Source organism: Duganella sp. LjRoot269 (genome assembly GCF_964254095.1).
In the GTDB taxonomy this organism is placed as follows: domain Bacteria; phylum Pseudomonadota; class Gammaproteobacteria; order Burkholderiales; family Burkholderiaceae_D; genus Rugamonas; species Rugamonas hordei.
Window position 1 is genome coordinate 7,260,619 of sequence record NZ_CAXUSL020000001.1, and the last position, 21,089, is coordinate 7,281,707.

Consider the following 21,089-nt stretch of genomic DNA (forward strand, 5'->3'; position numbering starts at 1 on the left):
GATCATACAATGAAACAACGGCACAAAATCATTCCTCAACGAAAAAATCACGCGGCCCGCATCACCGTATTTGTAACTAAAGTACAAGCTTGTCGTTATAATCCCTGCCACCCCTTCCAACCACGAAAGCGCGACCATGAGCTACGCCCCACCGACCGACCTGTCCTGCCCGTCCATCGTCACCAGCAAAGGTGGACCGACGCTGTCGCGCATCGTCGCCGGCATGTGGCGCATGAACGAATGGAAGCTGACGCCGCAGCAACGCGTGACCTGGATCGAGCAGGCGCTGGCCATGGGCGTGACCAGTTTCGACCACGCCGACATCTACGGCGGCTACGGCGTCGAAGCCGTGTTCGGCGAGGCGCTGGCGCTGGATCCGTCGCTGCGCGGCCGCATGCAGATCGTCAGCAAGTGCGGCATCAAGCTGGTCAACGCCGCCCGTCCCGAGCATACGATCCAGCACTATGACACCAGCGCCAGCCACATCATCGCCTCGACGGAAAACTCGCTGCGCCAGCTGGGCACCGGCCATCTCGACCTGCTGCTGATCCACCGTCCCGATCCGCTGATGAACTTCGATGAAATCGCCGATGCTTTCCAGCGCCTGCGGCAGGAAGGCAAGGTCAGGCACTTCGGCGTGTCGAATTTCTCGCGCCACCAGTTTGAAAGCCTGAACCGCCGCATTCCGCTGGCCACCAACCAGGTCGAGTTCTCGCCGCTGTGCGTGGCGCCGATGTTCGACGAAACCTTCGACGGCCTGCAGGACCTGGGCGTGGCGCCAATGATCTGGTCGCCACTGGCCGGCGGCCGCCTGTTCAGCAGCGACGACGCCGCCGGCGTGCGCGTGCGCGCGGCGGTGCAGAAAGTGGCCGATGAACTGCAGCGTCCGTTCGGCAGCGTGGTGTTCGCGTGGATTATGCAGCTGCCGAGCCGCCCAGTCCCGCTGACCGGTTCCGGCCGCATCCAGGCGGTGGCGGAGGCGGTGCAGGCGACCCAGTTCAGCCTGAGCCGCAGCCAGTGGTTCGAGATCCTGCGCGCGGCGCGCGGGCACGAAGTGGCGTAATTAGTCTGTGTAGACGGCTGGCGGGGCGATGCCCCTCCAGCCCCGCTTCCACGCCAGGTTCAGCGCCAGCGTGCCGGCGATGTAGACCGCGAAGAACAGCGCGAAATACATGGCCTGCAGCCAGGCCAGCAAGCCCAGGTTAATCAGCAGCACGACCAGCGCGGTGCGGCTCTTCTTTTGCTTGGAGCTGGGGAAGCGCACGGTCGTCACCATCAGCCCGCCCACGATGAACAGCAGCGCCACGATCAGGCCGCCATGCAGCACCGTGGCCGCCGGGTCCGGCCACGCCACCACCACCGAGGCCACGCAAGCCGCGCCCGCCGTGCTCGGCATGCCGACGAAGTAGCGCGGATCGGTGCGGCCGACGTTGACGTTGAAGCGCGCCAGCCGCAGCGCGGCGCAGGCGACAAAGAAGAAACTGGCGATGCCGCCGATGCGCAGCAGCGCCGCGTGGTCGACGCCCAGCTGCACGAATCCGTAGCAATACAACAGCAACGCCGGCGCGCAGCCGAAGTTCATCATGTCGGCGATCGAGTCGAGCTGCATGCCGAACTCGGAGGCGGTATTGGTGGCGCGCGCCACCAGCCCGTCGAGGGCGTCGAACACGCCGGCCAGCACCAGCAGCACGGCGGCCAGGCGGTAGTCGCGGGCCGAGCCGACCAGGGCGTTGTCGACCGAGATGACGATGCTGCCGAAGCCGCAGGCGATCGACATCAGGGTGACCATGCTGGGCAGGGCGAACTTGGCGCGTTGCACGCGCGCATGATTTTTAGGCTTCAATGGACACAATCAAAAAAACGGCTGGCGAAATGGCAAGCTTACCATTTTACCCTGCACAGGTTTATCCGTAACGGGTGCTGTCAGACCGGAATCTGGCTTAGAATTGGCTCAGCCAGGCGCGTTCCCGGCGGCATACCGTACAGGAGTACCGAATCATGATCCCCCGCCACCGATGGCACAACGTTCTTCCCGCGCTGCTGACGGCGGCGCTGCTGGCCGCCTGCGGCGGTGGTGGCGGCAGCTCCACAAGCAATCAGGTGGTCACGCCGCCGGCCACCCCGTCGGAGCCGGGCGCGCCTGCGCTGACCGGCAACACCGCAACCGACGGCTATGCCTGGATCAACTACCGGCGCGGCATGCTGGGCCTGTCGCAATTGTCGCGCAACGCCAGCATCGACGCCGCCGCGCTCGGCCACTCGAACTACCTGCGCGCCAACAACACCGTCACCCATGACCAGACGCCCGGCCTGCCCGGCTTCACCGGCGCCCACCTGATCGACCGCCTGACCAACGCCGGTTATCCGGTGGTGGCGCCGTACGCGATCGGCGAAGTCATTTCCGCCACCTCCAATCCGTCCGGCTTTTACCAGGCCGAGGAATTGATCACGGCGATTTATCACCGCTTCGTCATGTTCGAGCCCATCTTCAAGGAAATCGGCACCGGCGCCGCCACCAACAGTTCCAGCTACACTTATTTCACCGCCGACCTGACCGCCGTGCGCGGCTATGGAACCGGCCTGGGCGCGGGCAAGATCGTCAACTATCCGATCAACAACCAGACCGCCGTGCCGACCACTTTCTCCAGCGACAGCGAATCCCCCGATCCGGTGCCCGGACAGGACGTGGTCGGTTATCCGATCAGCGTGCATGCGGACACCATCCGCGATGGCGTCGGCGTGGTGGTGCAAAGCTTCACGGTGGCGCCGCGCGGCGGCGCCGCGCTGTCGGTGCGCCTGCTCAGCCACGCCACCGACAGCATGACCACCGAGACAGCGGCCGCCATCATCCCGCTGGCGCCGCTCAAGAGCGCCACCGTCTACGACGTCAGCTTCAGCGGTGTGGTGGCCGGGGTACCGGTCACGCGCACCTGGTCGTTCACCACCAAATGACGACGGCCATCCTGCAAGTGGAGACCGGCCTGCAGCAGCTGATGGGCGACCGCGCGCTGTACCTGCAGATCCTGCACCGATTCCGCCAACGCTACCACGACGTGGCGGACCGGGCGCGCGCGGCGCTGGCCGCCGGCGACGCCGCCGAGGCGCAGCGCATTGCCCATACGCTCAAGGGGGCGGCCGGCATGATAGGCGCGCAGCAGGTGTATGTGCTGGCGGCGGCGCTGGAGAGCGCCTGCACGGCGCCGGCCCTGCCGGCGGACGGCCGCGCCGCGCCGCTGGCGCAGCTGGAGCAGGCATTGCGCAACCTGCTGCCGATGGTGGAAAACGTGCTGGCCTCGGCCGACTTGCCCCCGCCGCCCGCCGCAGCGGCGGACCTGCATCCGCCGTCGACGACGATGCTGGTGCAGCACCTGGCGCGGCTGCTGGAGGATGGCGACGGGGCGGCGATCGACGTGCTGGAACAGTCGGCGACGGTGCTGGCGGCCGGCTTGGGCGTGGCGGTGTTTCAGGAAGTGACGGCGGCGGCGCACCAGTTCGAATTCGAGGCGGCGCTGGCCGCGCTGCGGAGCGGTTCCGCCTGAGGTCCGGCCAGGGTATTCAGCTGTGCATCTAGCTGTACCTCTCAGCGGGTATATTCCTTTTCCTCGTCGAAGGCATCGGCGCACTCCTTGTCGCAGAAGCGCTTGACGTTGTCGAGCGGCTTTTCGCAATACCAGCACGATCCCTTGGGCGGCAGCATCTGCCTGGTGCGCGGCGCCGACGGCGCAGCCGTGGAGGATGGCGGCGCGGCACCATCGTCCGGTACGCTTTCTTGTGTCGGTTCCACGATCCCTCCTTTCCAGGTAGTGCTCACGTCAACGTTGCAAGGTTACTTCAGCGGAATACCACAGGCATGAGAATTCTCAACGAATCAATAATAGCAGGTTCGGCAAGCCCGCCACACGCGCCGAAATGGCAAAAAACGTCGCCAAACGACACTTCCTCCAGCTCCCGCATTCGGTGAGCAACAATGCTCCGGGTGAAGAAATATTTTTTAATTGAAAATTCAAAAATGATAGTGCGTCTGGATGACAACGCTGAGTCGTAAAACGTTGTGACGGAAGGCAAGATTCAATACAATCGACTGGCAAGCAAGCCGCTTTCGCAGCCGCCCGACAACCAATGCGCCCACCGTTCTCCTTGAAATGGAAACAAGCCCCCAACGTGCGCGCCAGCCTTGCGGCCCTGGTCATCGCTTGCATACTGCCAGTGGCCGCCGTGGCCGCCCTCGTCATCGTCAATTTCTACGCCAGGGAACGCGAAAAGCTGATTGAGAACACCGTCAGCCGCGCCCGCTCCGTGATCGCCGCCGCCGACCACGATATCGAAAGCGTCCAGCTGGCACTGCAGATGCTGGCCACGTCGCAGGTGCTGCTCAGCGGCGACCTGCAGGGCTTTCACGCGCGCGCCACCTCGGTGGTCGGCAAGCTGGGCGCCGACAGCATCGTGCTGCTCGGCACCGACGGCGCGATGCTGATGTCGACCCGCCGGCCGTGGGGCGCGCCGCTGCCCAAGCTGGGCACGGCGCCGTTGCTGCGGCACATCCTTGCCACCGGCCAGCCCGGCGTGTCGGGCGTGTTCACCGGACCGCTGAACGGCAAGCCCATCTTCAGCATCGGCGTGCCGGTGGTGCGCAATGGCGTCATCGTCATGTCGCTCAACGCCATCGCCACGCCGGACCGCCTGCTGCACGTGCTGGCCGAACAAAAGCTGCCGCCCAACTGGCGCGCCAGCGTCATCGACCACGAGGGCCGCGTGGTCACCCGTTCGCACGAGATCGACAAGTACGCGGGCCGGCAGATCAGCGACCAGTTGCGCCAGCAACTGGCCAGCGCCAGCGAATCGGGCATGAACAGCCGCACCCTCGATGGCCAGGACGTGTACGTGGTCTACAGCCGCTCGCCAAGCACGGGTTGGGCCGCCGTGCTCGGCATCCCGCGCGACGAGCTGACGGCCGGCCTGCGCCGCACGCTGGCCTGGCTGGTCTCGGCGACGGCGGCGGCGCTGGGTGCCGGCATGGCGCTGGCGTGGCTGCTGGGCGGGCGCATCGCGCGCTCGGTGCAGGCGCTGGTCAAGCCGGCGCTGGCGGTCGGCGCCGGCTACAGCCTGCCGATCCCGCCGCTGCACTTTCGCGAAGCCAACGAGCTGGGCCAGGCGTTGAACGAGGCGGCCGTCAGCGTCCAGCGCGCCCGCGCGGCCACCCACGAAAGCGAACGGCGGCTGGCCCTGGCCGCCAACGCCGCCGAACTGGGGATCTGGACCCGCGACCTGCAGCGCGATGAAATCTGGGTCTCGGACGCCTGGCGCGCGCTGTTCGGCTTCCCGCCGGACCAGCGGCTGACGCTGGACCAGGTGCTGGCCATCGTGCATCCGGACGACCGCGCCGCCGTCCAGCGCACCTGGGACAGTTCGCTGCGCGGCGCGCCGCGCTACGAGATGGAGTACCGCATCCTGCGCAGCGACGGCGGATTGTCGCGGCTGCGCTGGATAGGCTCGCACGGCAGCGTCGAGCTCGACGACCAGGGCCGGCCGGCGCTGCTGCGCGGCGTGTCGCTCGACATCACCAAGCGCAAGCAGGCCGAGCTGGACCTGCAGCAGAAGCAGAAGGAAGTCACGCACCTGGGGCGGGTGGCGATGCTGGGCGAGCTGTCCGGCGCGCTGGCGCACGAGCTGAACCAGCCGCTCACCGCCATCCTCAGCAACGCCCAGGCGGCCCAGCGCTTCCTCGCCCAGCCGGCGCCCGACCTGGCCGAGGTGCGCGAGATCCTCGGTGACATCGTCGACGAGGACAAGCGCGCCGGCGACATCATCCAGCGCCTGCGCCGGCTGTTCGGCAAGCAGGACATGCCGCGCCAGCGCCTGGACGCCGGCGAGCTGGTGATCGGCGCCGTCCGCCTGCTGCGCAACGACATGATCAACCACGGCCAGACCGTGCGCGCCGAGCTGAGCGAAGAACCGCTGCCGATCGCCGCCGATCCGGTGCAGCTGCAGCAAGTGATGGTCAACCTGCTGATGAACGCCAGCGACGCCCAGCAGGACGGCGGCACCATCGTGGTGCGCAGCGCGCGGGCCGGCGACGCGGTGCAGATCAGCATCATCGACCAGGGCACCGGGCTGGCGCCGGCCGTGCTGGAACGGCTGTTCGATCCCTTCTACACCACCAAGGAGCGCGGCATGGGGCTGGGCCTGTCGATCTGCCGCACCATCATCGGCGCCCACGACGGCCGGCTGTGGGCCGAAAACAATCCGGACGGCGGCGCCAGCTTCCATGTGCGGCTGCCGCTGGCCGCCGCGGAGCAGGCGGCATGAGCGGCCTGGAACAACAGCAGCAGCAGGTATTCCTGGTCGACGACCAGCCGGCGGTGCTGAAGGCGCTGTCGCGGCTGCTGTCCTCGGCCGGCTTCGCGGTGCAGGCCTACGGCACCGCGCAAGCCTTTCTCGACAGCGGCAATGCGGCCACCGACGGCTGCCTGGTGCTGGACCTGTCGATGCCGGACATGGGCGGGCTGGCGTTGCAGCAGGTGCTGGCCGCGCGCGCCAGCGTGCTGCCGATTATCTTCCTCACCGGCCATGGCGACATCGACACCGGCGTGCGCGCGATGAAGCTGGGCGCCGCCGACTTCCTCACCAAGCCGGTCGACGACGAGCGGCTGATCGCGGCGATCCGCCTGGCCCTCGAACAAAACCGCGCGGCGCGCAGCGACAGCGACGAACTCGGCGACATCCGCCGGCGGCTGGCAAGCTTGACGCCGCGCGAGACCGAGGTCATGCAGCTGGTCGTCGAGGGCCTGCTGAACAAGCAGATTGCGGCCGCGCTGGGCACGGTGGAAAAGACCGTCAAGGTGCACCGCGCGCGCGTGATGTCGAAGATGCAAGTGCGCTCGGTGACGGCGCTGGTGCGGCTGGTGGACCGCGCCCGCGGCCGCTGACGGCGGTGCCTCCCCGCCACATGTTGGCCCAAGGTCCAATATCGGCCCCCCGGCCGCCGCGGTATCGTGGCAGCCATGGACACCTCTCTTCCCTGGATAGCAATAGTCGATGACGACGAAGCGATACGCCGGGCGCTGCTGCGCCTGATGCGCTCGGCCGGCATCCCTGCGCAAGCCTACGCCGGCGGCGAAGCCCTGCTGGCAGCCATTCCGCTGGCCGCGCTGCCGCCGTGCTGCGTGGTGCTCGACGTGCACATGCCCGGCCTGTCCGGACTCGAGGTCCAGGAGCGGCTGGCCGCCATCGCGCCGGCCACCGGCGTCATCATCATGACCGGCCACGGCACGCCCGAGGAACAGGCGCGCGCCATGCGCCTGCGGCCGCTGGCCTACCTGACCAAACCCGTCAACGACCAGCTGCTGCTCGACGCCATCGGCGCGGCCTGCCCGTCACCGCTCCCTCCTGTCATTTGAGGCCCGCATCATGATATCGCTCACCAGCCTGCACAGCGCCAAGATCCTGATCGTCGACGACCAGCCGGTCAATATCGCGGTACTGGAACAGTTGCTCGCCAGCGCAGGCTACACGGCCGTCAGCGCCACCAGCGACGCGCCCGCCGTGGCCGAGATGCACCGCCAGCATCGCTACGACCTGATCGTGCTGGACCTGAACATGCCGCTGATGGACGGCTTCCAGGTGCTCGAAAGCCTGCGCCTGCTCGAGGCGGAGCAATATCTGCCGGTGCTGGTGGTGTCGGCCGAAGCCGCGTGCAAGCTGCGCGCGCTGGAGGCCGGCGCCAAGGATTTCATCTGCAAGCCCTACGATTACGGCGAGCTGCTGACGCGCATCCGCAACATGCTGGAAGTGCGGCTGCTGTACAGCGACAGCCGCGCCTACGGCCTGCGCATGGCCAGCTATGACAGCCTGACCGGGCTGCCCAACCGCCAGCTGTTCACGCAGTCGCTGGAGCAGCAGCTGGCGGCCGCCTGGCCGCGCGCCAGCGCGCTGCTGAAGATCGACATCGACGGCCTGTCGATCGTCAACGATACGCTCGGACACGGCGCCGGCGACGACGTGCTGCGCCAGTTCGCCGAGCTGCTGAAACGGCTGGAGCTGCCGCGCGCCTGCCTCAGCCGCCTGGGCAACGACGAGTTCGCGGTGCTGCTGCCGGCGCTGGACCAGTTGCACGACGCCGGCGCCGCCGCCGAACGGATCCGCGAGGCGCTGTGCGTGCCGTTCCAGCTGGACGGCGCCGAGCGCGCGCTGACGGTCAGCATCGGCATCGCCACCTGCCCGGGCGACGCCGACGACGTCGCCACGCTGATGCGCTATGCCGGCATCGCGCTGCACCAGGCCAGGCAGGAGGGCGGCGACCGCTGCTGCCGCTTCACCGCGGCGATGAACACACTGGCGCAGAGCCGCTACCAGCTCGAGCGCGCATTGCGCGGCGCCTGCGAGCAAGGCGAATTCGAGCTGTACTACCAGCCCAAGGTGCAGATCAGCAGCGGCCGCATGGTCGGCGCCGAGGCCCTGCTGCGCTGGAACCGCCCCGGCCACGGCCTGGTGTCGCCGGGCGAATTCATTCCGGCGCTGGAACATACCGGCCTGATCGTGCCGGTCGGCGCCTGGGTCATCGACCAGGCCTGCCGCCAGATCGCCGCCTGGTCGCAGGTCAACGACGAGCCGCTGGCGATCGCCGTCAACGTCGCCAGCCGCCAGTTCGCCAGCGACGCGCTGGAGCGGACGGTGGCCGACGCCATCGCCCGCCACGGCATCGCGCCCGGCCTGCTGTCGCTGGAGGTGACCGAGAGCGCGCTGATGGACGACATCGAACGCACCGCCGCCATCCTGGCCAGGCTGCGCGCGATGGGCGTGCGCATCGCCATCGACGACTTCGGCACCGGCTATTCCAGCCTGGCCTACCTGAAGCGCTTCCCGGTCGACACGCTGAAGATCGACATCGCCTTCATCCGCGACGTCACCAGCAGCCCGGACGACGCGGCCGTGGTCGACGCCATCATCGCCGTGGCGCACAGCCTGAAGCTGGACGTGGTGGCCGAAGGCGTGGAAACCGCCTCGCAGCTGAACTACCTGGGGCGCCGCTGCTGCGACCAGATCCAGGGCTACTACTACAGCCGGCCGCTGCCGGCGCAGCAACTGGAGCAGCTGCTGCAACGGGACGTGCGCCTGAGCGTGCCGCAGGCCGCCGCCGAGCGCACGCTGCTGATCATCGACGACGAACCGAATGTGCTGGCCGCGCTGCAGCGCCTGCTGCGCCCGGACGGCTACCGGGTGCTGGTCGCCAACGGCGCGGCCGAGGCCTTCCAGCTGCTGGCCGAATACCCGGTGCAGCTGATCCTGTGCGACCAGCGCATGGAGGAAATGAGCGGCACCGAGCTGCTGGACAAGGTCAAGGACATGTATCCGGACACCTTCCGCATCATCCTGTCCGGCTACACGGAGTTGAAGACCATCATGGAATCGATCAACCGCGGCTCGCTGTACCGGTTCTACACCAAGCCCTGGGACAACCGCACGCTGCGCGACAACATCCGCGCCGCGTTCCGCCACTACTGGCAGCTGCACGGACTGAACGAAGAAGCGGCGCGCCCGCAAGCCGCCGCCCGGCCCCAACTGGCCCTGACGGGAGGCTGCTGATGCATACGCTGCTGTCGCGCCAGCTCGAGCGCTACTGCCCGGCATCCGGCGACACCGACCTGCACGGCCTGAGCGCCGCCGTCGACGCCAGCTACGCCGGCTTTGAACGCCAGTTGGCGCAGGCCGGCAAGATGGCCGCGCTGGGCCAGATCGCCGCCGGCGTCGCCCACGAGATCAACAACCCGCTCGGCTACGTCGGCTCCAACCTGGACACCCTGCAGGAATACCTGGAGCGGCTGCTGCCGCAAGACGGCGACGACGCCGCGCAACTGCGCCAGGACGTGGCCGCGCTGCTGCAGGAGTCGCGCGACGGCATGCGGCGCGCGCGGCAGATGGTGCAGGAATTGCTCGACTACGCGCACGGCGGCGAGGCCGAGCAGCAACGGGCGTGGACCGACCTGCGCCGGAGCCTGGACGCCACGCTGAACATGATGCGCAACGCACTCAAATACCGCGCCGAGATCGTCAAGGACTATGGCGCGGTGCCGCCGGTGCATTGCCTGCCGTCGCAGCTGAGCCAGGTCATGATGAATTTGCTGGCCAACGCCGCCCATGCGCTGGGACCGCGGCGCGGCCGGATCACGCTGCAGACAGGAACCGATGGCGACGGCGAAGCCTGGTTCGCCGTCGGCGACAGCGGCGCCGGCATCGCACCGGAGCACCTGCCGCAGTTGTTCGAGCCGTTTTTCACCACCAAGCCGATGGGCCAGGGGACCGGCCTCGGCCTCTCGCTGGCGCAGCAGATCGTGCACCGGCACGGCGGCCGCATCGAAGTCAGCACCGAACTGGGCAAGGGCAGCGTGTTTCGCGTGGTGCTGCCGCTGCGGCACGATGGCCGGCAGTACGCGGCCTGAACCATCAAGGAGACCGCCATGCCATTCCTGTTCAAGCTGCTTGCCGTGCTGGGGCTGGCCGCCGCGCTGCCCGGCATGGCCGCGCCGCAGCTCGACGAACCGATCAAGCCGGTGCCGCTGACGCTGCACCAGGACCCGGCTCGCGCCGATCTGGGCCGGCGCCTGTTCAACGAACGCCGGCTGTCGGCCAACAACACCGTATCCTGCGCCAGCTGCCACGACGTGGCGCGCGGCGGCGGCGACGCCCGCGCGCGCTCGCCCGGCTTCCAGGGCAAGTTCGGCGGCGTCAACGCGCCCAGCGTGCTCAATGCCGCGCTCAATTTCAGGCAATTCTGGGACGGCCGCGCCGACACGCTGGAAGCGCAAATCGACATCGTGGTGCAAAATCCGATCGAGATGGGCTCCAACTGGCGCGATGTGCTGGCCAAGCTGGACGCCGATCCGGTCTACCGCCGCGACTTTGCCGCCACCTACCGCGACGGCCTGACCGCCGCCAACGTGCGCGACGCCATCGCCAGCTACGAACGCACGCTGATCACGCCGAACTCGCGCTTCGACCAATACCTGCGCGGCGACCACAACGCCATCAGCGCGGCGGAAAAAACCGGCTACGCCAGGTTCAAGCAATACGGCTGCGTGGCCTGCCACCAGGGCGTCAACGTCGGCGGCAACATGTTCCAGAAGTTCGGCGTGATGGGCGACTATTTCGCCCGCCGCGGCAAGCCCACCGACGCCGACATGGGACGCTACCTGGTCACCCGCAACCCCGACGACATCCACGTGTTCAAGGTGCCCAGCCTGCGCAACGTGGCGCGTACCGCGCCCTACTTCCACGACGGCTCGGCCAGGACGCTGGAAGAGGCCATCGACGTCATGTTCACCTACCAGCTGGGCCGGCCCGGCACGCCCGAGGACAAGGCGTTCATCATCCAGTTTCTCAATACGCTGAGCAGCACACCGGTGGGGCAGCCATGAAGCTCCCACCTCACTGGCGCACGCGGCTGGCGCTGCCGGCCGCCATCCTGTTGCTGGCCGGCCTGCTGCTGGGGCTGTACCTGCGCACCCGGCACGACGACGCGACCAGCTATTTCGCCAACATCGCGCAGCTGCGCCAGATCCGCCAGCTGGACGCCCAGTGGGAACTGGACGCGCTCAAGTCCAAGGCCGGCCTGAACCAGAATTACGACGCGCTGGTCGATCCCCTGCACGACATGGGCGAGCTGCCGCAACAGCTCGACGGCTTGGCCCGGGAAGCGCCCGACGGCGCGCTGGCGTCCGCCGTGGCCGCCTATCGGAAAGCGCTGCGCGACAAGTCCGCGCTGATGGAAGCGTTCAAGTCCCACAACGCCGTGCTGCGCAATTCGCTGGCGTTCCTGCCGGTCGCGGTCGACGACATCGGCGCGATGATCAACGCCCACCACGGCCGGCGCATGGTGGCCATGGGACAGGCCGAGGCGGCCGCCAACCGCGTGCTGCTGGCCACGCTGATGTACAACGAAATGCCGTCCGAGCAGGAGCTGGCGGAAGCGCAAGCCGAGCTGGCCGGGCTGAACGCCGTCAAGGCCAGCCTGTCGACCGACTTGAAGGAGCAGATCGACCTGCTGGCCGCCCATGCCCGCACCGTGCTGCGCGAACAGGCCATCGTCGCCCGGCTGCTGGGCGATATCGCGGCGACGCCCACCGCCGCGCGCATCGACGCCATCAGCGGCCTGCTTGGCGAGGCCCAGCAGCAGGCCCTGCGGCGCCTGCAGACCAACCGCCTGTACCTGACGCTGCTGGCCGTCACGCTGGGCGGCCTGCTGAGCTGGATGGCGCTGCGGCTGATCCGCACGCACGCCACCATCAAGCGCGTCAACGCCGAGCTGCAGCAGGCCAACGACCACCTGGAGGGCCGGGTGCAGGAGCGCACCGTCGAACTGCTGCAGGCCAACGGCCGGCTGCAGCAGGAAATGGCCGAGCGCAAGGCGCTGCAAAGCCGCCTGGTGCAATCGGAAAAGCTGGCCTCGATCGGCCAGCTGGCGGCCGGCGTGGCGCACGAGATCAACAATCCGCTGTCGTTCCTGGCGTCCAACTTCAGCACGCTGGAGCACTACCTGGACAGCCTGTTCGAGATGCTGAGAGCCTACGAGGAGGCCGAGTCCAGCGTCGCCTCGCAGGAGATGGCGGCGCACCTGAGCGACACCCGCAACCGCATCGACCTGGCCTACCTGAAGGAAGACATCCCCGTGCTGGTGGCCGAGTCGCGCGGCGGCATGAACCGCGTCGGCAAGATCGTGCAGGACCTGAAGGAGTTTTCCAACGTGGAACTGGATCAGCAGTGGGTGTGGGCCGATCTGCGCGCGGGACTGGAATCGACGCTGAACGTGCTGGCCGCCGAGCTGCGGCAGGTGGCCGAGGTGCGCACCGAGTTCGGGCCCATGCTGGAAATCGAATGCCTGCCGGCGCAGCTGAACCTGGTTTTCATGAACCTGCTGCAGAACGCCATGCAGGCGCTGGAGCCGCAGGCGCGGCCCGGCCGCATCACCGTGCGCACCGGCGGCGAAGGCCGGCAGGTGTGGGTCGAAATCGCCGACAACGGCTGCGGCATCGCCGCCGACGTGTTGCCGCGCATCTTCGATCCCTTCTTCACCACCCGGCCGATCGGCAAGGGAACGGGGCTGGGATTGTCGCTGTCCTACGGCATCGTGCGCAACCATCGCGGCCGCATCGATGTGCGGTCGGCGCCCGGCGAGGGCAGCACCTTCCGCGTGACGTTGCCAATCAACCACCACATGGCCGAGGCATAACGGAAAGCAACAATGGGCGCGCGGCTGCGCATATAATCGTGGCACGATTATTGGTCCCGCCAGGAACGCGCATGCAAGAACCGACCTCCGCTCCCCAGGCCGCCGCCGGCGGCCACGCCCACCTGTCCACGCGCGTGCTCGCGCTGGCCAAGCTGGGATTGATGGTGCTCGATGCCAACCAGCGCATCGTCATGTGGAACCAGTGGCTGTCCAGCCATTCGGGCATGTCGGCGCACCGCGTGCTGGGCAGCGAGCTGTTCGAGCTGTTCCCCGAACTGCGCGGCCAGCGGCTGGAGCAGGCGGTGCAGAGCGCGATGCAAAGCAAGCAACCGCAACAGCTGTCGCCGGCGCTGAACCGCTCGCCCTTCCCGCTATATCCGGACGGCAGCTGGGGCGGCGAGCGCATCGAGCAGGCGGTGTCGGTGACGCCGTTCAGCGAAGGCAAGGAACGCTTTTGCCTGATCGAAGTCAGCGACATCAGCACCACCGTCGGCCGCGAACGCCAGCTGCGTGGCGCGGCCGAGGCGCTGCGCGCGCAATCGTATGTCGACGGCCTGACCGGCATCGCCAACCGCCGCCACTTCGACGTCGCGCTGGACCGCGAACTGCGGCGCGCGCACCGCAACAACGGCCAGCTGTCGCTGCTGCTGATGGACATCGACTCGTTCAAGGCCTACAACGACCATTTCGGCCACCAGCAGGGCGACGCCTGCCTGACCCTGGTGGCCGAGGCCTTTGCCGCCACGCTGCAGCGGCCGGCCGACCTGGCCGCGCGCTACGGCGGCGAGGAATTCGCCGCCGTGCTGCCGGACACCGGCCCGGAGCAGGCGGCGCAGGTGGCCGAAACCATCCGCGCCCGCATCGCCGCGCTGGGCATCAGCCACGCGCCCGCCGCCGGCCGGCCGCACGTGACGATGAGCATAGGCGTGGCCACCTTCGACAAGGACAGCCTGGCCGACGCCGCCGCCATGCTGGCCGCCGCCGACAGCTGCCTGTACGCGGCCAAGCACGCCGGCCGCGACTGCGTGATCGTCCACCGTCCCGAGGCCAGTGCCGCCTGAACCGGGGCGCTTATCCAGAGCTGCCGGCGCATGAAATGATAGCGGTAACTTTGCACCGGTGTTAGACTCGGCGGCAGTCCTTTTTCAGAAAGCCTGCCCGCCATGACCCTGCTCCGTTCCGCCCTCGTTCTTGCCGCCGTGCTGACCGCACCGTCCACCTTTGCCGCGTCGTGCACCGGCAAGGCGCCGTCGGGCGACCTGGTGGCGACGCGCATCGCCGCCGCCAATTCCACGCGCACCGAACCTGGGCTGTACGAAGGGCCGGTATGGATCAAGGACGCCTTGTATTTCTCGGACTTCACCTTCGGCCCCGGCTTCCCTTCGCGCATCCGCAAGCTGGACGCGGCGGGCAAGGTCAGCACGCTGATCGAGGACAGCGGCAGCAACGGCCTGGCGGTGGACAACGACGGCAACATCCTGGCGGCGACGCACAAGTACAAGAGCGTGTCGCGCTACACGCTGGACGGCAAGCGCAGCGATGTGGTCGGCAAGTACCAGGGCAACGTCTTCAATTCGCCGAACGACATGGCGATGACCAAGGACGGCACGCTGTACTTCAGCGATCCGGATTTCCAGCGCGAAGCGGCGCCGGGCGGCCAGGACAAGACCCGCGTCTACCGCGTGGCGAAGGATGGCGGCGTGACGGTGGTGGACGATACGTTGAAGAACCCGAACGGCGTCTCGCTGTCGCCGAAAGGTGACGTGCTGTACGTGAACGGCATGGTGGGCGACCACGGCGTGCTGCGCGCCTACAAGATCGTCGACGGCAAGCCGCAGAAGGGCAGCGACCTGGTGGCGAAGCTGGGCATCCCGGACGGCATGGCGGTCGACTGCCACGGCAACATCTACGTGACCGAGCACACCGACCAGCGCTTGCGCGTGTTCACGCCGGCCGGCAAGCAGATCGCCACGATCAAGGTCGACGCCAACGTGACCAACGCCGCATTCGGCGGCGCCGACGGCAAGACCCTCTACATCACCGGCGCCGGCGCGCTGTGGCAGCTGCCGCTGGACGTGACCGGCTCGCCATATTAAGTCGAAAGAACTTCAGGCAGCCAGCGGTGCTGGCTGCACCTGCATCGGTGTATCAATGAAACGCTGAGCTGCCTGCCACACATCGTATGCGCTTTGCTCAGCGAGCCACAGCCGGGCCTCACCGCCGCGACCTACACCCAACCAAGCTTCGATTCGCAAAGCCATCTCTGGCGAAATTGCAGCGCGGCCATTGAGGACGCGGGACAGCGTGACGCGGTTGACGCCCAGTTGCTGCGCAGCTTCCGTTACGGACAAGCCCAGTGCGGGTAAAACGTCATCCCGTAAAGTCAGCCCCGGATGTGGTGGATTAAACATGCGTGCCATGATGCTTATTCCTTAGTGATAATCTTGATAGTCTACAAGGATCGCATCCGTCCCCTCGAACTTGAACGTCATGCGCCAGTTGCCACTTACCCGAACGGAATAGTGCCCCTTGAGCGTCTTCCCTTTAAGCGGGTGCAGTCCCCATCCGGGCAGATTCATTCCCTGCGGAGAGCTAGCCTCATTTAAGCGACGCAGCATGGCGCCCAGCTTGGGCGCATGAGCCGCCTGAATTCCAGCCAAGCTTCCCGTCTCGAAAAATGTCTTCAACCCCTTGTGATGGAATGACTTTATCATGATGCAGTGTAGCGCGTAACGCCACGCGCATCAACATCACCGAATGTCGGCACTGCCCCCGGGTGTTCTTAGACGCTGAGCGGAGCCGGCACCGTCGATACGCCTTGGGCGATGGCGGCGTTGCGTTCGGCTTCCTGGGCGCGCACAAAGGCGGGACGCTGGCGCAATCGCTGCCAGTAGGCGGCGACCGCCGGGGTGAAGGCGGTATGCAGTCCCAGTTGCTCGGCCAGCAGCAGCGCATAGCCCACCGAGATGTCCGCTGCCGTGAAGCGGCCGGCGCACAGGCAGTCGGCCTGCTCCAGCCGCGGCGTCAGCGTTTTCAGCCGCGATAAAAACCAGCGCGAGTAATCTTCCACCACCTGCGGCTGCAGCCGCTCCGGCGTTTCGAAGCGGCCGTAACGCAGCACCAGCGTTTGCGGAAAAGTCAGCGTGGCTTCGCCGAAGTGCAGGTCATTCAACCAGGCGCCGTAATCCGCTTCGTCCAGCGCGACGTTGAGCCTGGCGGCCGGATGGCGTTCGGCCAGGTACTGGCAGATCGCCGCCGATTCCGTCATCCGCACCGCGCCGTCGAAAAAGGCGGGCACGGTGCCGCAGGGATTGATGTCGAGATAGGACCTGTCGTGCACGCGCGGCGGGAAGGCCATCACGCGCAGTTCGTAGGCCAGCCCCAATTCCTCCAGCATCCACAACGGACGGAAGGAACGCGCCGCGATGCTGTGGTAGAGGATCATGGCCGCCTTATTTGCCGATGCAGAAGCGCGAGAAAATCACGCCCAGCAGATCGTCCGACGAGAACGCGCCGGTGATGCTCGACAGCTGGACCTGCGCCAGCCGCAGCTCCTCGGCGAACAAATCCAGCGACTGGTCGTTTTGCGCGGCGTGCTCGCCGGCCCGCGCCAGGTGGGCGCCGGCGTTCTTCAAGGCGATCAGGTGCCGCTCGCGGGCCAGGTACAGCGATTCGCCCGTCTGCTGCCAGCCGGCGATGCGCAGCAACTCCGTGCGCAGCAGGTCGATGCCGATATGCTCGTGCGCCGACAGGTAGACATGCGTGGCGTCCTCCATCGCGTCCACGCCAGGCTTGTGGCCCGACAGGTCGATCTTGTTCCAGATGCGCAGCACCGGCACGCCCGACGGGAAGGCGGCGACGATGCCTTCGTCGGCGCGCGTCGGGCCGTGGTCGGCGTCCAGCAGGTGCAGGATGACGTCGGCCTTGCCGACCTCGCCCCAGGTGCGCTCGATACCGATGCGCTCGACCACGTCCACCGATTCGCCGGCCGCGCGGATGCCGGCGGTGTCGATGATGTTGAGCGGGATGCCTTCGATCTGTATCGTCTCGGTCACCTTGTCGCGCGTGGTGCCGGCGATCGGCGTGACGATGGCGACGTCGGTGCCGGCCAGCGCGTTGAGCAGCGACGACTTGCCGACGTTGGGCTGGCCCACCAGCACCACGTTCAGGCCCTCGCGCAGCAGCGCGCCTTGCGCCGCCTGGCGGAACACAGTCTCCAGCGCCTCGACGATGCCGGCCAGCTGGCCGCGCGCGTCGGATTTTTCCAGGAAGTCGATTTCCTCTTCCGGGAAATCCAAGGTCGCTTCGACCAGCATGCGCAGGCCGGTCACGCCGTCCACCAGCGCGTTGACGGTTTTCGAAAACGCGCCCGACAGCGACTGCGACGCCGACTTGGCCGCCGCTTCGGTCGAGGCGTCGATCAGGTCGGCCACGGCCTCGGCCTGCGCCAGGTCGAGCTTGTCGTTGAGATAGGCGCGGCGCGTGAATTCGCCCGGCTCGGCCAGCCGTAGGCCCATCTCGGCGCCCGCCTCCAGCACGCGCGCCAGCAGCAGCTGCAGCACGATGGGGCCGCCGTGGCCCTGCAGTTCCAGCACGTCTTCCCCGGTGTAGGAGTGCGGGCCCTTGAACCAGATGGCGATGCCCTGGTCGATGATGGCGCCGTCGGCCTGCCTGAACGGGATGTAGGTGGCGTGGCGCGGCTGCAAGCTGGTGGCGCCAAACAGCGCGGCGATCAGCGGTTTGAGGGCTTTGCCGGAGGCGCGCACGACGCCGATGCCGCCGCGTCCCGGTGCGGTGGCGATGGCGGCGATGGGGGAAGAGTCAAGGTTCATGGGGGAATTGTAAAGTATAAAAAAAGCCCGCGATTAACACGGGCTTTTTAGCAACACTGGCGGGATGCTTACGCGGCGGCCGGCGGAGCGAATTTTTTCGAGATCACGTACTGCTGGCCGATCGACAGCACGTTGTTCACCACCCAGTACAGCACCAGGCCGGATGGGAAGAAGAAGAACATCACCGAGAACGCCAGCGGCATGAACAGCATCATCTTCGCCTGCATCGGGTCGGCCGGGGCCGGGTTCAGCTTGGTGGTGATGTACATCGAGATCGCGTACAGCACTGGCAGGATGTACCACGGATCCGGCGCGGCCAGGTTGGTGATCCAGCCGATCCACGGCGCGCCGCGGATTTCAACGGAGGCCTGCAGCACCCAGTACAGCGCGATGAACACCGGCATCTGCACCAGGATAGGCAGGCAGCCGCCCAGCGGGTTGATCTTCTCGGTCTTGTACAGCTCCATCGTGGCCTGGTTCATCTTGGCCGGATCGCCTTTGTAGCGCTCGCGGATGGCCTGCATCTTCGGCGTGACCAGCTTGACCTTGGCCATGCTGCGGTAGCCGGCGGCCGACAGCGGGAAGAACGCCAGCTTGATCAGGATGGTGAAGGCGATGATGGTCCAGCCCCAGTTGCCCAGCACCTGGTGGATGTGGTCCATGACCCAGAAGATAGGCTTGGCGATGATGGTCAGCCAGCCGTAGTCCTTGACCAGCTCCAGGCCCGGCGTGACTTTTTCCAGCAGCTTCGATTCCTGCGGACCCGAATACAGCTTGGCTTCGTTGCTCACGGTGGCGCCCGGCGCCAGGGTGCCCAGCGGCTGGATGGTGCCGATCGCGTACTGGTTGTTGTCGACCTTCTTGGTGAAGATGTCGCGCTTCAGCTTGTCCTGCGGGACCAGCGCCGAGACGAAGAAGTGCTGCGAGATCGCTACCCAGCCGTTGTCGGCCTTGGTCGGGTGATCCTGCACCGCCGGCTTGCCGGTCTTGATCGATTCCTGCGCTTCTTTTTCCAGCGTCTCGAACTTCATCTTCTTGTAGTGCTCGGCCTCGGTGTACATCGTCGGGCCGGTGTAGCTGCTGTTGAAGTAGGAGTCGCCGGCCGGCTTGTTGCCGTCGTGGATCAGCTGCATGTACAGCTCAGGCTTGACCGGCACGGTGCCGACGTTGGCCACGTCGTGGCGCACGTCGATCACGTAGTCGCCGCGCTTGAAGGTGAAGGTCTTGGTCAGCTTGACGCCGCCCTGCTCCGCTTCCAGCACCAGTTGCACCTGGTTGGCGTCGTTGAGCATGCGCGGGCCGGGCTTGGCGACGAAGCCGGTCTGGTGGTTCGGCAGGCCGGGCGCGCCGACCAGGCCGGTTTCGGCCAGGTAGGTCTTGCCGGTGGCGCCGTCGACGTCGAACAGCACCTGGTTCTTGGTCGGATCGACGCCGTCCTTGAACTTCAGCAGTTCCAGGCGCTTGATGGTGCCGCCCAGCGTGTCGATGTCGACGCGGAACACGTCGGTGGTGACGGTGATGCGCTCACTCTTGAACGGCTCGGCGGCTGCCGTGGCGCCCGCGCCAGGCAAGGCGGCGGCGCCGGTGGCTGCGGTCGCGGAGGCGGCAGGCAGATCGGATTTCTTCGCTTCCGGCGCCTTGGCGGTTTGCGCCGGGGCCGGAGCAAACATGGAAGGACGACCCGTCGAGACCTGCCAGTTATTCCAGAGAATAACCAGCGACACGGCAAACACGATCCACAGGATGGTACGTTTATTGATATCCATTAGGGTATTTATCAGGAGTGGTTGCAACCGCAAGCGGTCGTTGAAGTATTCGTTTTGCCGTCCGCCGGGGGAACGGGATCGTGCCCGCCCGGATTCCACGGATGGCAGCGGCAAATGCGTTTGACCGCCAGCAGGCTGCCCTTGGCCGCGCCGTGCACCTGCAACGCTTCCAGCGCATAGTTCGAGCAGCTTGGATGGAAGCGGCACGAAGGCGTCATCAGCGGACTGATCGTCAGCTGGTAAGCGCGCAAAAGGAAACGTAGCAATTTTTTCATGATGCCACAGGTGGAGGCGGCGGCGCGGAAGGCAAGGCCGGTTTCGGCGGTTTTGCCGTCTTGGCCTGGGCGAACAGGCGTGCCAGCTCCACCCGCAGGTCCGCTTTCAGCCTGGCGGTGGTGGCCGGCCCGTCCTTGCTGTTGACCGGCTTGGCCAGGCGCACCAGGCAGTCGATCGCCGGCAGGGCGGTCTGGCGGAACAGTTCGCGGGTAACGCGCTTGATCGTGTTGCGCGTGACGGCGCGCGGCGCAAATCGCTTGGCCACAACGACGCCCAGCCGCGCATGCGGCAAGTCATTCAGACGGGTGTAAAGCACGAAGTGCGCGCTTTTTTGCGTAGGGCGCAAACGAAAAACGGATGAAAATTCATCCGTTTTAACGATACGCCGAACGCGCGCGAAGTCGTGTGAACCTTCGCCTGTCGAGCCGCTTGAAATACAGCTTTCCACGCGATCAGCTAACAAGCAGTGGCTTATACAGCCAGACGCTTGCGGCCTTTGGCGCGGCGTGCGTTGAGCACATCACGGCCACCACGGGTAGCCATACGAGCGCGGAAGCCGTGGGTACGCTTACGGCGTACAACGGAAGGTTGGTAAGTACGTTTCATGTTGGTCTCGCTAAAAGCAGAAAAAAATGCAAAATCGGGTTGTGGCCCCGTCAGTTTTTGGTGCCAATGACACTTCGCGCACCCATGCCAACGCTCCGGCACAAGCTGGGTCCATCTCATCGCCCGCTAAATCCACGCTTACTCCATATTGACGTTCATGTGAATAAACAAGGAATACGGGCGGGGAACCCTGAATTATCAGCATTTCGGTCTCGCTTGTCAACAACTGATCAGGTCAGGAGCCCGCCGATACCCCGCCGAAACTGCGAAAATAAGCGTCGTGCCTGTGGATAACTTTGCCCGGCGAGAGTAGAATAGCGCGTTACGTGTGGCGAACCCAGGTCCGCTCGCACCCTTATCAGCAGTAAAAGAATAGATAAAAGATTC

The 21,089-nt window shown here is 66.5% G+C and carries 22 protein-coding genes; 12 read left to right on the forward strand and 10 right to left on the reverse strand.

The features are described from left to right. Positions 1 to 136: 136 nt before the first annotated feature. Positions 137 to 1,063 (forward strand): aldo/keto reductase, encoded by a 927-nt coding sequence (locus ACSQ3S_RS32500; RefSeq protein ID WP_436144961.1) that lies wholly within the window; start codon positions 137 to 139, stop codon positions 1,061 to 1,063. Here ACSQ3S_RS32500 and pssA read toward each other — a convergent pair whose 3' ends face one another. Further along, a complete protein-coding gene (pssA, locus tag ACSQ3S_RS32505; RefSeq protein WP_353405422.1) occupies positions 1,064 to 1,819 on the reverse strand; it encodes a CDP-diacylglycerol--serine O-phosphatidyltransferase in 756 nt (251 codons plus the stop codon). Between the two features lie 179 nt (positions 1,820 to 1,998). On the opposite strand from pssA, the gene ACSQ3S_RS32510 reads away from it, so the two are divergent. Together ACSQ3S_RS32510 and ACSQ3S_RS32515 are read left to right on the forward strand one after the other, a co-directional pair. Then, positions 1,999 to 2,952, forward strand: coding sequence for a CAP domain-containing protein (locus ACSQ3S_RS32510; RefSeq protein WP_353405404.1), 954 nt, complete (start codon positions 1,999 to 2,001; stop codon positions 2,950 to 2,952). After that, entirely contained in the window at positions 2,949 to 3,539 is a 591-nt protein-coding gene (locus tag ACSQ3S_RS32515) for an Hpt domain-containing protein (protein WP_436144962.1), read from the forward strand. The genes ACSQ3S_RS32510 and ACSQ3S_RS32515 overlap by 4 nt, the downstream gene beginning before the upstream one ends. Positions 3,540 to 3,580: 41 nt before the next feature. Here the strand turns inward: ACSQ3S_RS32515 and ACSQ3S_RS32520 are convergent, their stop codons facing one another. Then, on the reverse strand, positions 3,581 to 3,784 hold the full coding sequence (locus ACSQ3S_RS32520; RefSeq protein ID WP_176655838.1) for a hypothetical protein: 204 nt from the start codon (positions 3,782 to 3,784) through the stop codon (positions 3,581 to 3,583). 353 nt (positions 3,785 to 4,137) lie between these two features. Between ACSQ3S_RS32520 and ACSQ3S_RS32525 the strand changes: the two genes are divergently transcribed. The 9 genes from ACSQ3S_RS32525 to ACSQ3S_RS32565 all read left to right on the forward strand — a co-directional run bounded on the left by ACSQ3S_RS32525 (position 4,138) and on the right by ACSQ3S_RS32565 (position 15,318). Continuing rightward, entirely contained in the window at positions 4,138 to 6,306 is a 2,169-nt protein-coding gene (locus ACSQ3S_RS32525) for a sensor histidine kinase (RefSeq protein WP_436144963.1), read from the forward strand. Further along, positions 6,303 to 6,926 (forward strand): response regulator transcription factor, encoded by a 624-nt coding sequence (locus tag ACSQ3S_RS32530; protein WP_353405407.1) that lies wholly within the window; start codon positions 6,303 to 6,305, stop codon positions 6,924 to 6,926. Before ACSQ3S_RS32525 ends, ACSQ3S_RS32530 begins: the two co-directional genes overlap by 4 nt. Positions 6,927 to 7,001: 75 nt before the next feature. After that, a complete protein-coding gene (locus ACSQ3S_RS32535; protein WP_176655841.1) occupies positions 7,002 to 7,397 on the forward strand; it encodes a response regulator transcription factor in 396 nt (131 codons plus the stop codon). Positions 7,398 to 7,407: 10 nt separating this feature from the next. Beyond that, positions 7,408 to 9,582, forward strand: coding sequence for an EAL domain-containing protein (locus ACSQ3S_RS32540; protein WP_436144964.1), 2,175 nt, complete (start codon positions 7,408 to 7,410; stop codon positions 9,580 to 9,582). Then, positions 9,582 to 10,436, forward strand: a complete 855-nt coding sequence (locus tag ACSQ3S_RS32545) for a sensor histidine kinase (RefSeq protein WP_436144965.1) — start codon at positions 9,582 to 9,584, stop codon at positions 10,434 to 10,436. The genes ACSQ3S_RS32540 and ACSQ3S_RS32545 overlap by 1 nt, the downstream gene beginning before the upstream one ends. Before the next feature lie 18 nt (positions 10,437 to 10,454). Continuing rightward, the gene (locus ACSQ3S_RS32550) at positions 10,455 to 11,411 is read left to right on the forward strand and encodes a cytochrome-c peroxidase (RefSeq protein ID WP_436144966.1); all 957 of its coding nucleotides are present in this window, start codon (positions 10,455 to 10,457) and stop codon (positions 11,409 to 11,411) included. Next, positions 11,408 to 13,222, forward strand: coding sequence for a DAHL domain-containing protein (locus tag ACSQ3S_RS32555; protein ID WP_436144967.1), 1,815 nt, complete (start codon positions 11,408 to 11,410; stop codon positions 13,220 to 13,222). The genes ACSQ3S_RS32550 and ACSQ3S_RS32555 overlap by 4 nt, the downstream gene beginning before the upstream one ends. Positions 13,223 to 13,293: 71 nt before the next feature. Beyond that, complete coding sequence (locus tag ACSQ3S_RS32560; protein WP_176655846.1) at positions 13,294 to 14,283, forward strand: diguanylate cyclase domain-containing protein; 990 nt, start codon at positions 13,294 to 13,296, stop codon at positions 14,281 to 14,283. A 102-nt stretch (positions 14,284 to 14,385) separates the two neighbouring features. Next, on the forward strand, positions 14,386 to 15,318 hold the full coding sequence (locus tag ACSQ3S_RS32565; RefSeq protein ID WP_436144968.1) for an SMP-30/gluconolactonase/LRE family protein: 933 nt from the start codon (positions 14,386 to 14,388) through the stop codon (positions 15,316 to 15,318). 12 nt (positions 15,319 to 15,330) lie between these two features. On the opposite strand, the gene ACSQ3S_RS32570 is transcribed toward ACSQ3S_RS32565, so the two are convergent. The 8 genes from ACSQ3S_RS32570 to rpmH all read right to left on the reverse strand — a co-directional run bounded on the left by ACSQ3S_RS32570 (position 15,331) and on the right by rpmH (position 20,702). Then, complete coding sequence (locus tag ACSQ3S_RS32570) at positions 15,331 to 15,642, reverse strand: HigA family addiction module antitoxin (RefSeq protein WP_436144969.1); 312 nt, start codon at positions 15,640 to 15,642, stop codon at positions 15,331 to 15,333. A 12-nt stretch (positions 15,643 to 15,654) separates the two neighbouring features. Next, a complete protein-coding gene (locus tag ACSQ3S_RS32575) occupies positions 15,655 to 15,936 on the reverse strand; it encodes a type II toxin-antitoxin system RelE/ParE family toxin (protein ID WP_176655851.1) in 282 nt (93 codons plus the stop codon). Between the two features lie 68 nt (positions 15,937 to 16,004). Then, positions 16,005 to 16,667 (reverse strand): glutathione S-transferase family protein, encoded by a 663-nt coding sequence (locus tag ACSQ3S_RS32580; RefSeq protein WP_353405416.1) that lies wholly within the window; start codon positions 16,665 to 16,667, stop codon positions 16,005 to 16,007. A gap of 7 nt (positions 16,668 to 16,674) precedes the next feature. Beyond that, the gene (gene mnmE, locus ACSQ3S_RS32585; protein ID WP_436144970.1) at positions 16,675 to 18,054 is read right to left on the reverse strand and encodes a tRNA uridine-5-carboxymethylaminomethyl(34) synthesis GTPase MnmE; all 1,380 of its coding nucleotides are present in this window, start codon (positions 18,052 to 18,054) and stop codon (positions 16,675 to 16,677) included. 68 nt (positions 18,055 to 18,122) lie between these two features. Continuing rightward, a complete protein-coding gene (gene yidC, locus ACSQ3S_RS32590) occupies positions 18,123 to 19,820 on the reverse strand; it encodes a membrane protein insertase YidC (protein ID WP_436144971.1) in 1,698 nt (565 codons plus the stop codon). An 11-nt stretch (positions 19,821 to 19,831) separates the two neighbouring features. After that, positions 19,832 to 20,095: a membrane protein insertion efficiency factor YidD gene (yidD, locus tag ACSQ3S_RS32595; protein ID WP_436144972.1), complete on the reverse strand. Its 264-nt coding sequence runs from the start codon at positions 20,093 to 20,095 to the stop codon at positions 19,832 to 19,834. Beyond that, positions 20,092 to 20,532 carry a ribonuclease P protein component gene (rnpA, locus tag ACSQ3S_RS32600; RefSeq protein ID WP_176655913.1) on the reverse strand — a complete coding sequence of 147 codons (441 nt, stop codon included), beginning with the start codon at positions 20,530 to 20,532 and terminating at the stop codon, positions 20,092 to 20,094. Before rnpA ends, yidD begins: the two co-directional genes overlap by 4 nt. 35 nt (positions 20,533 to 20,567) lie before the next feature. Next, positions 20,568 to 20,702: a 50S ribosomal protein L34 gene (rpmH, locus tag ACSQ3S_RS32605; protein ID WP_010401996.1), complete on the reverse strand. Its 135-nt coding sequence runs from the start codon at positions 20,700 to 20,702 to the stop codon at positions 20,568 to 20,570. Positions 20,703 to 21,089: the final 387 nt, after the last annotated feature.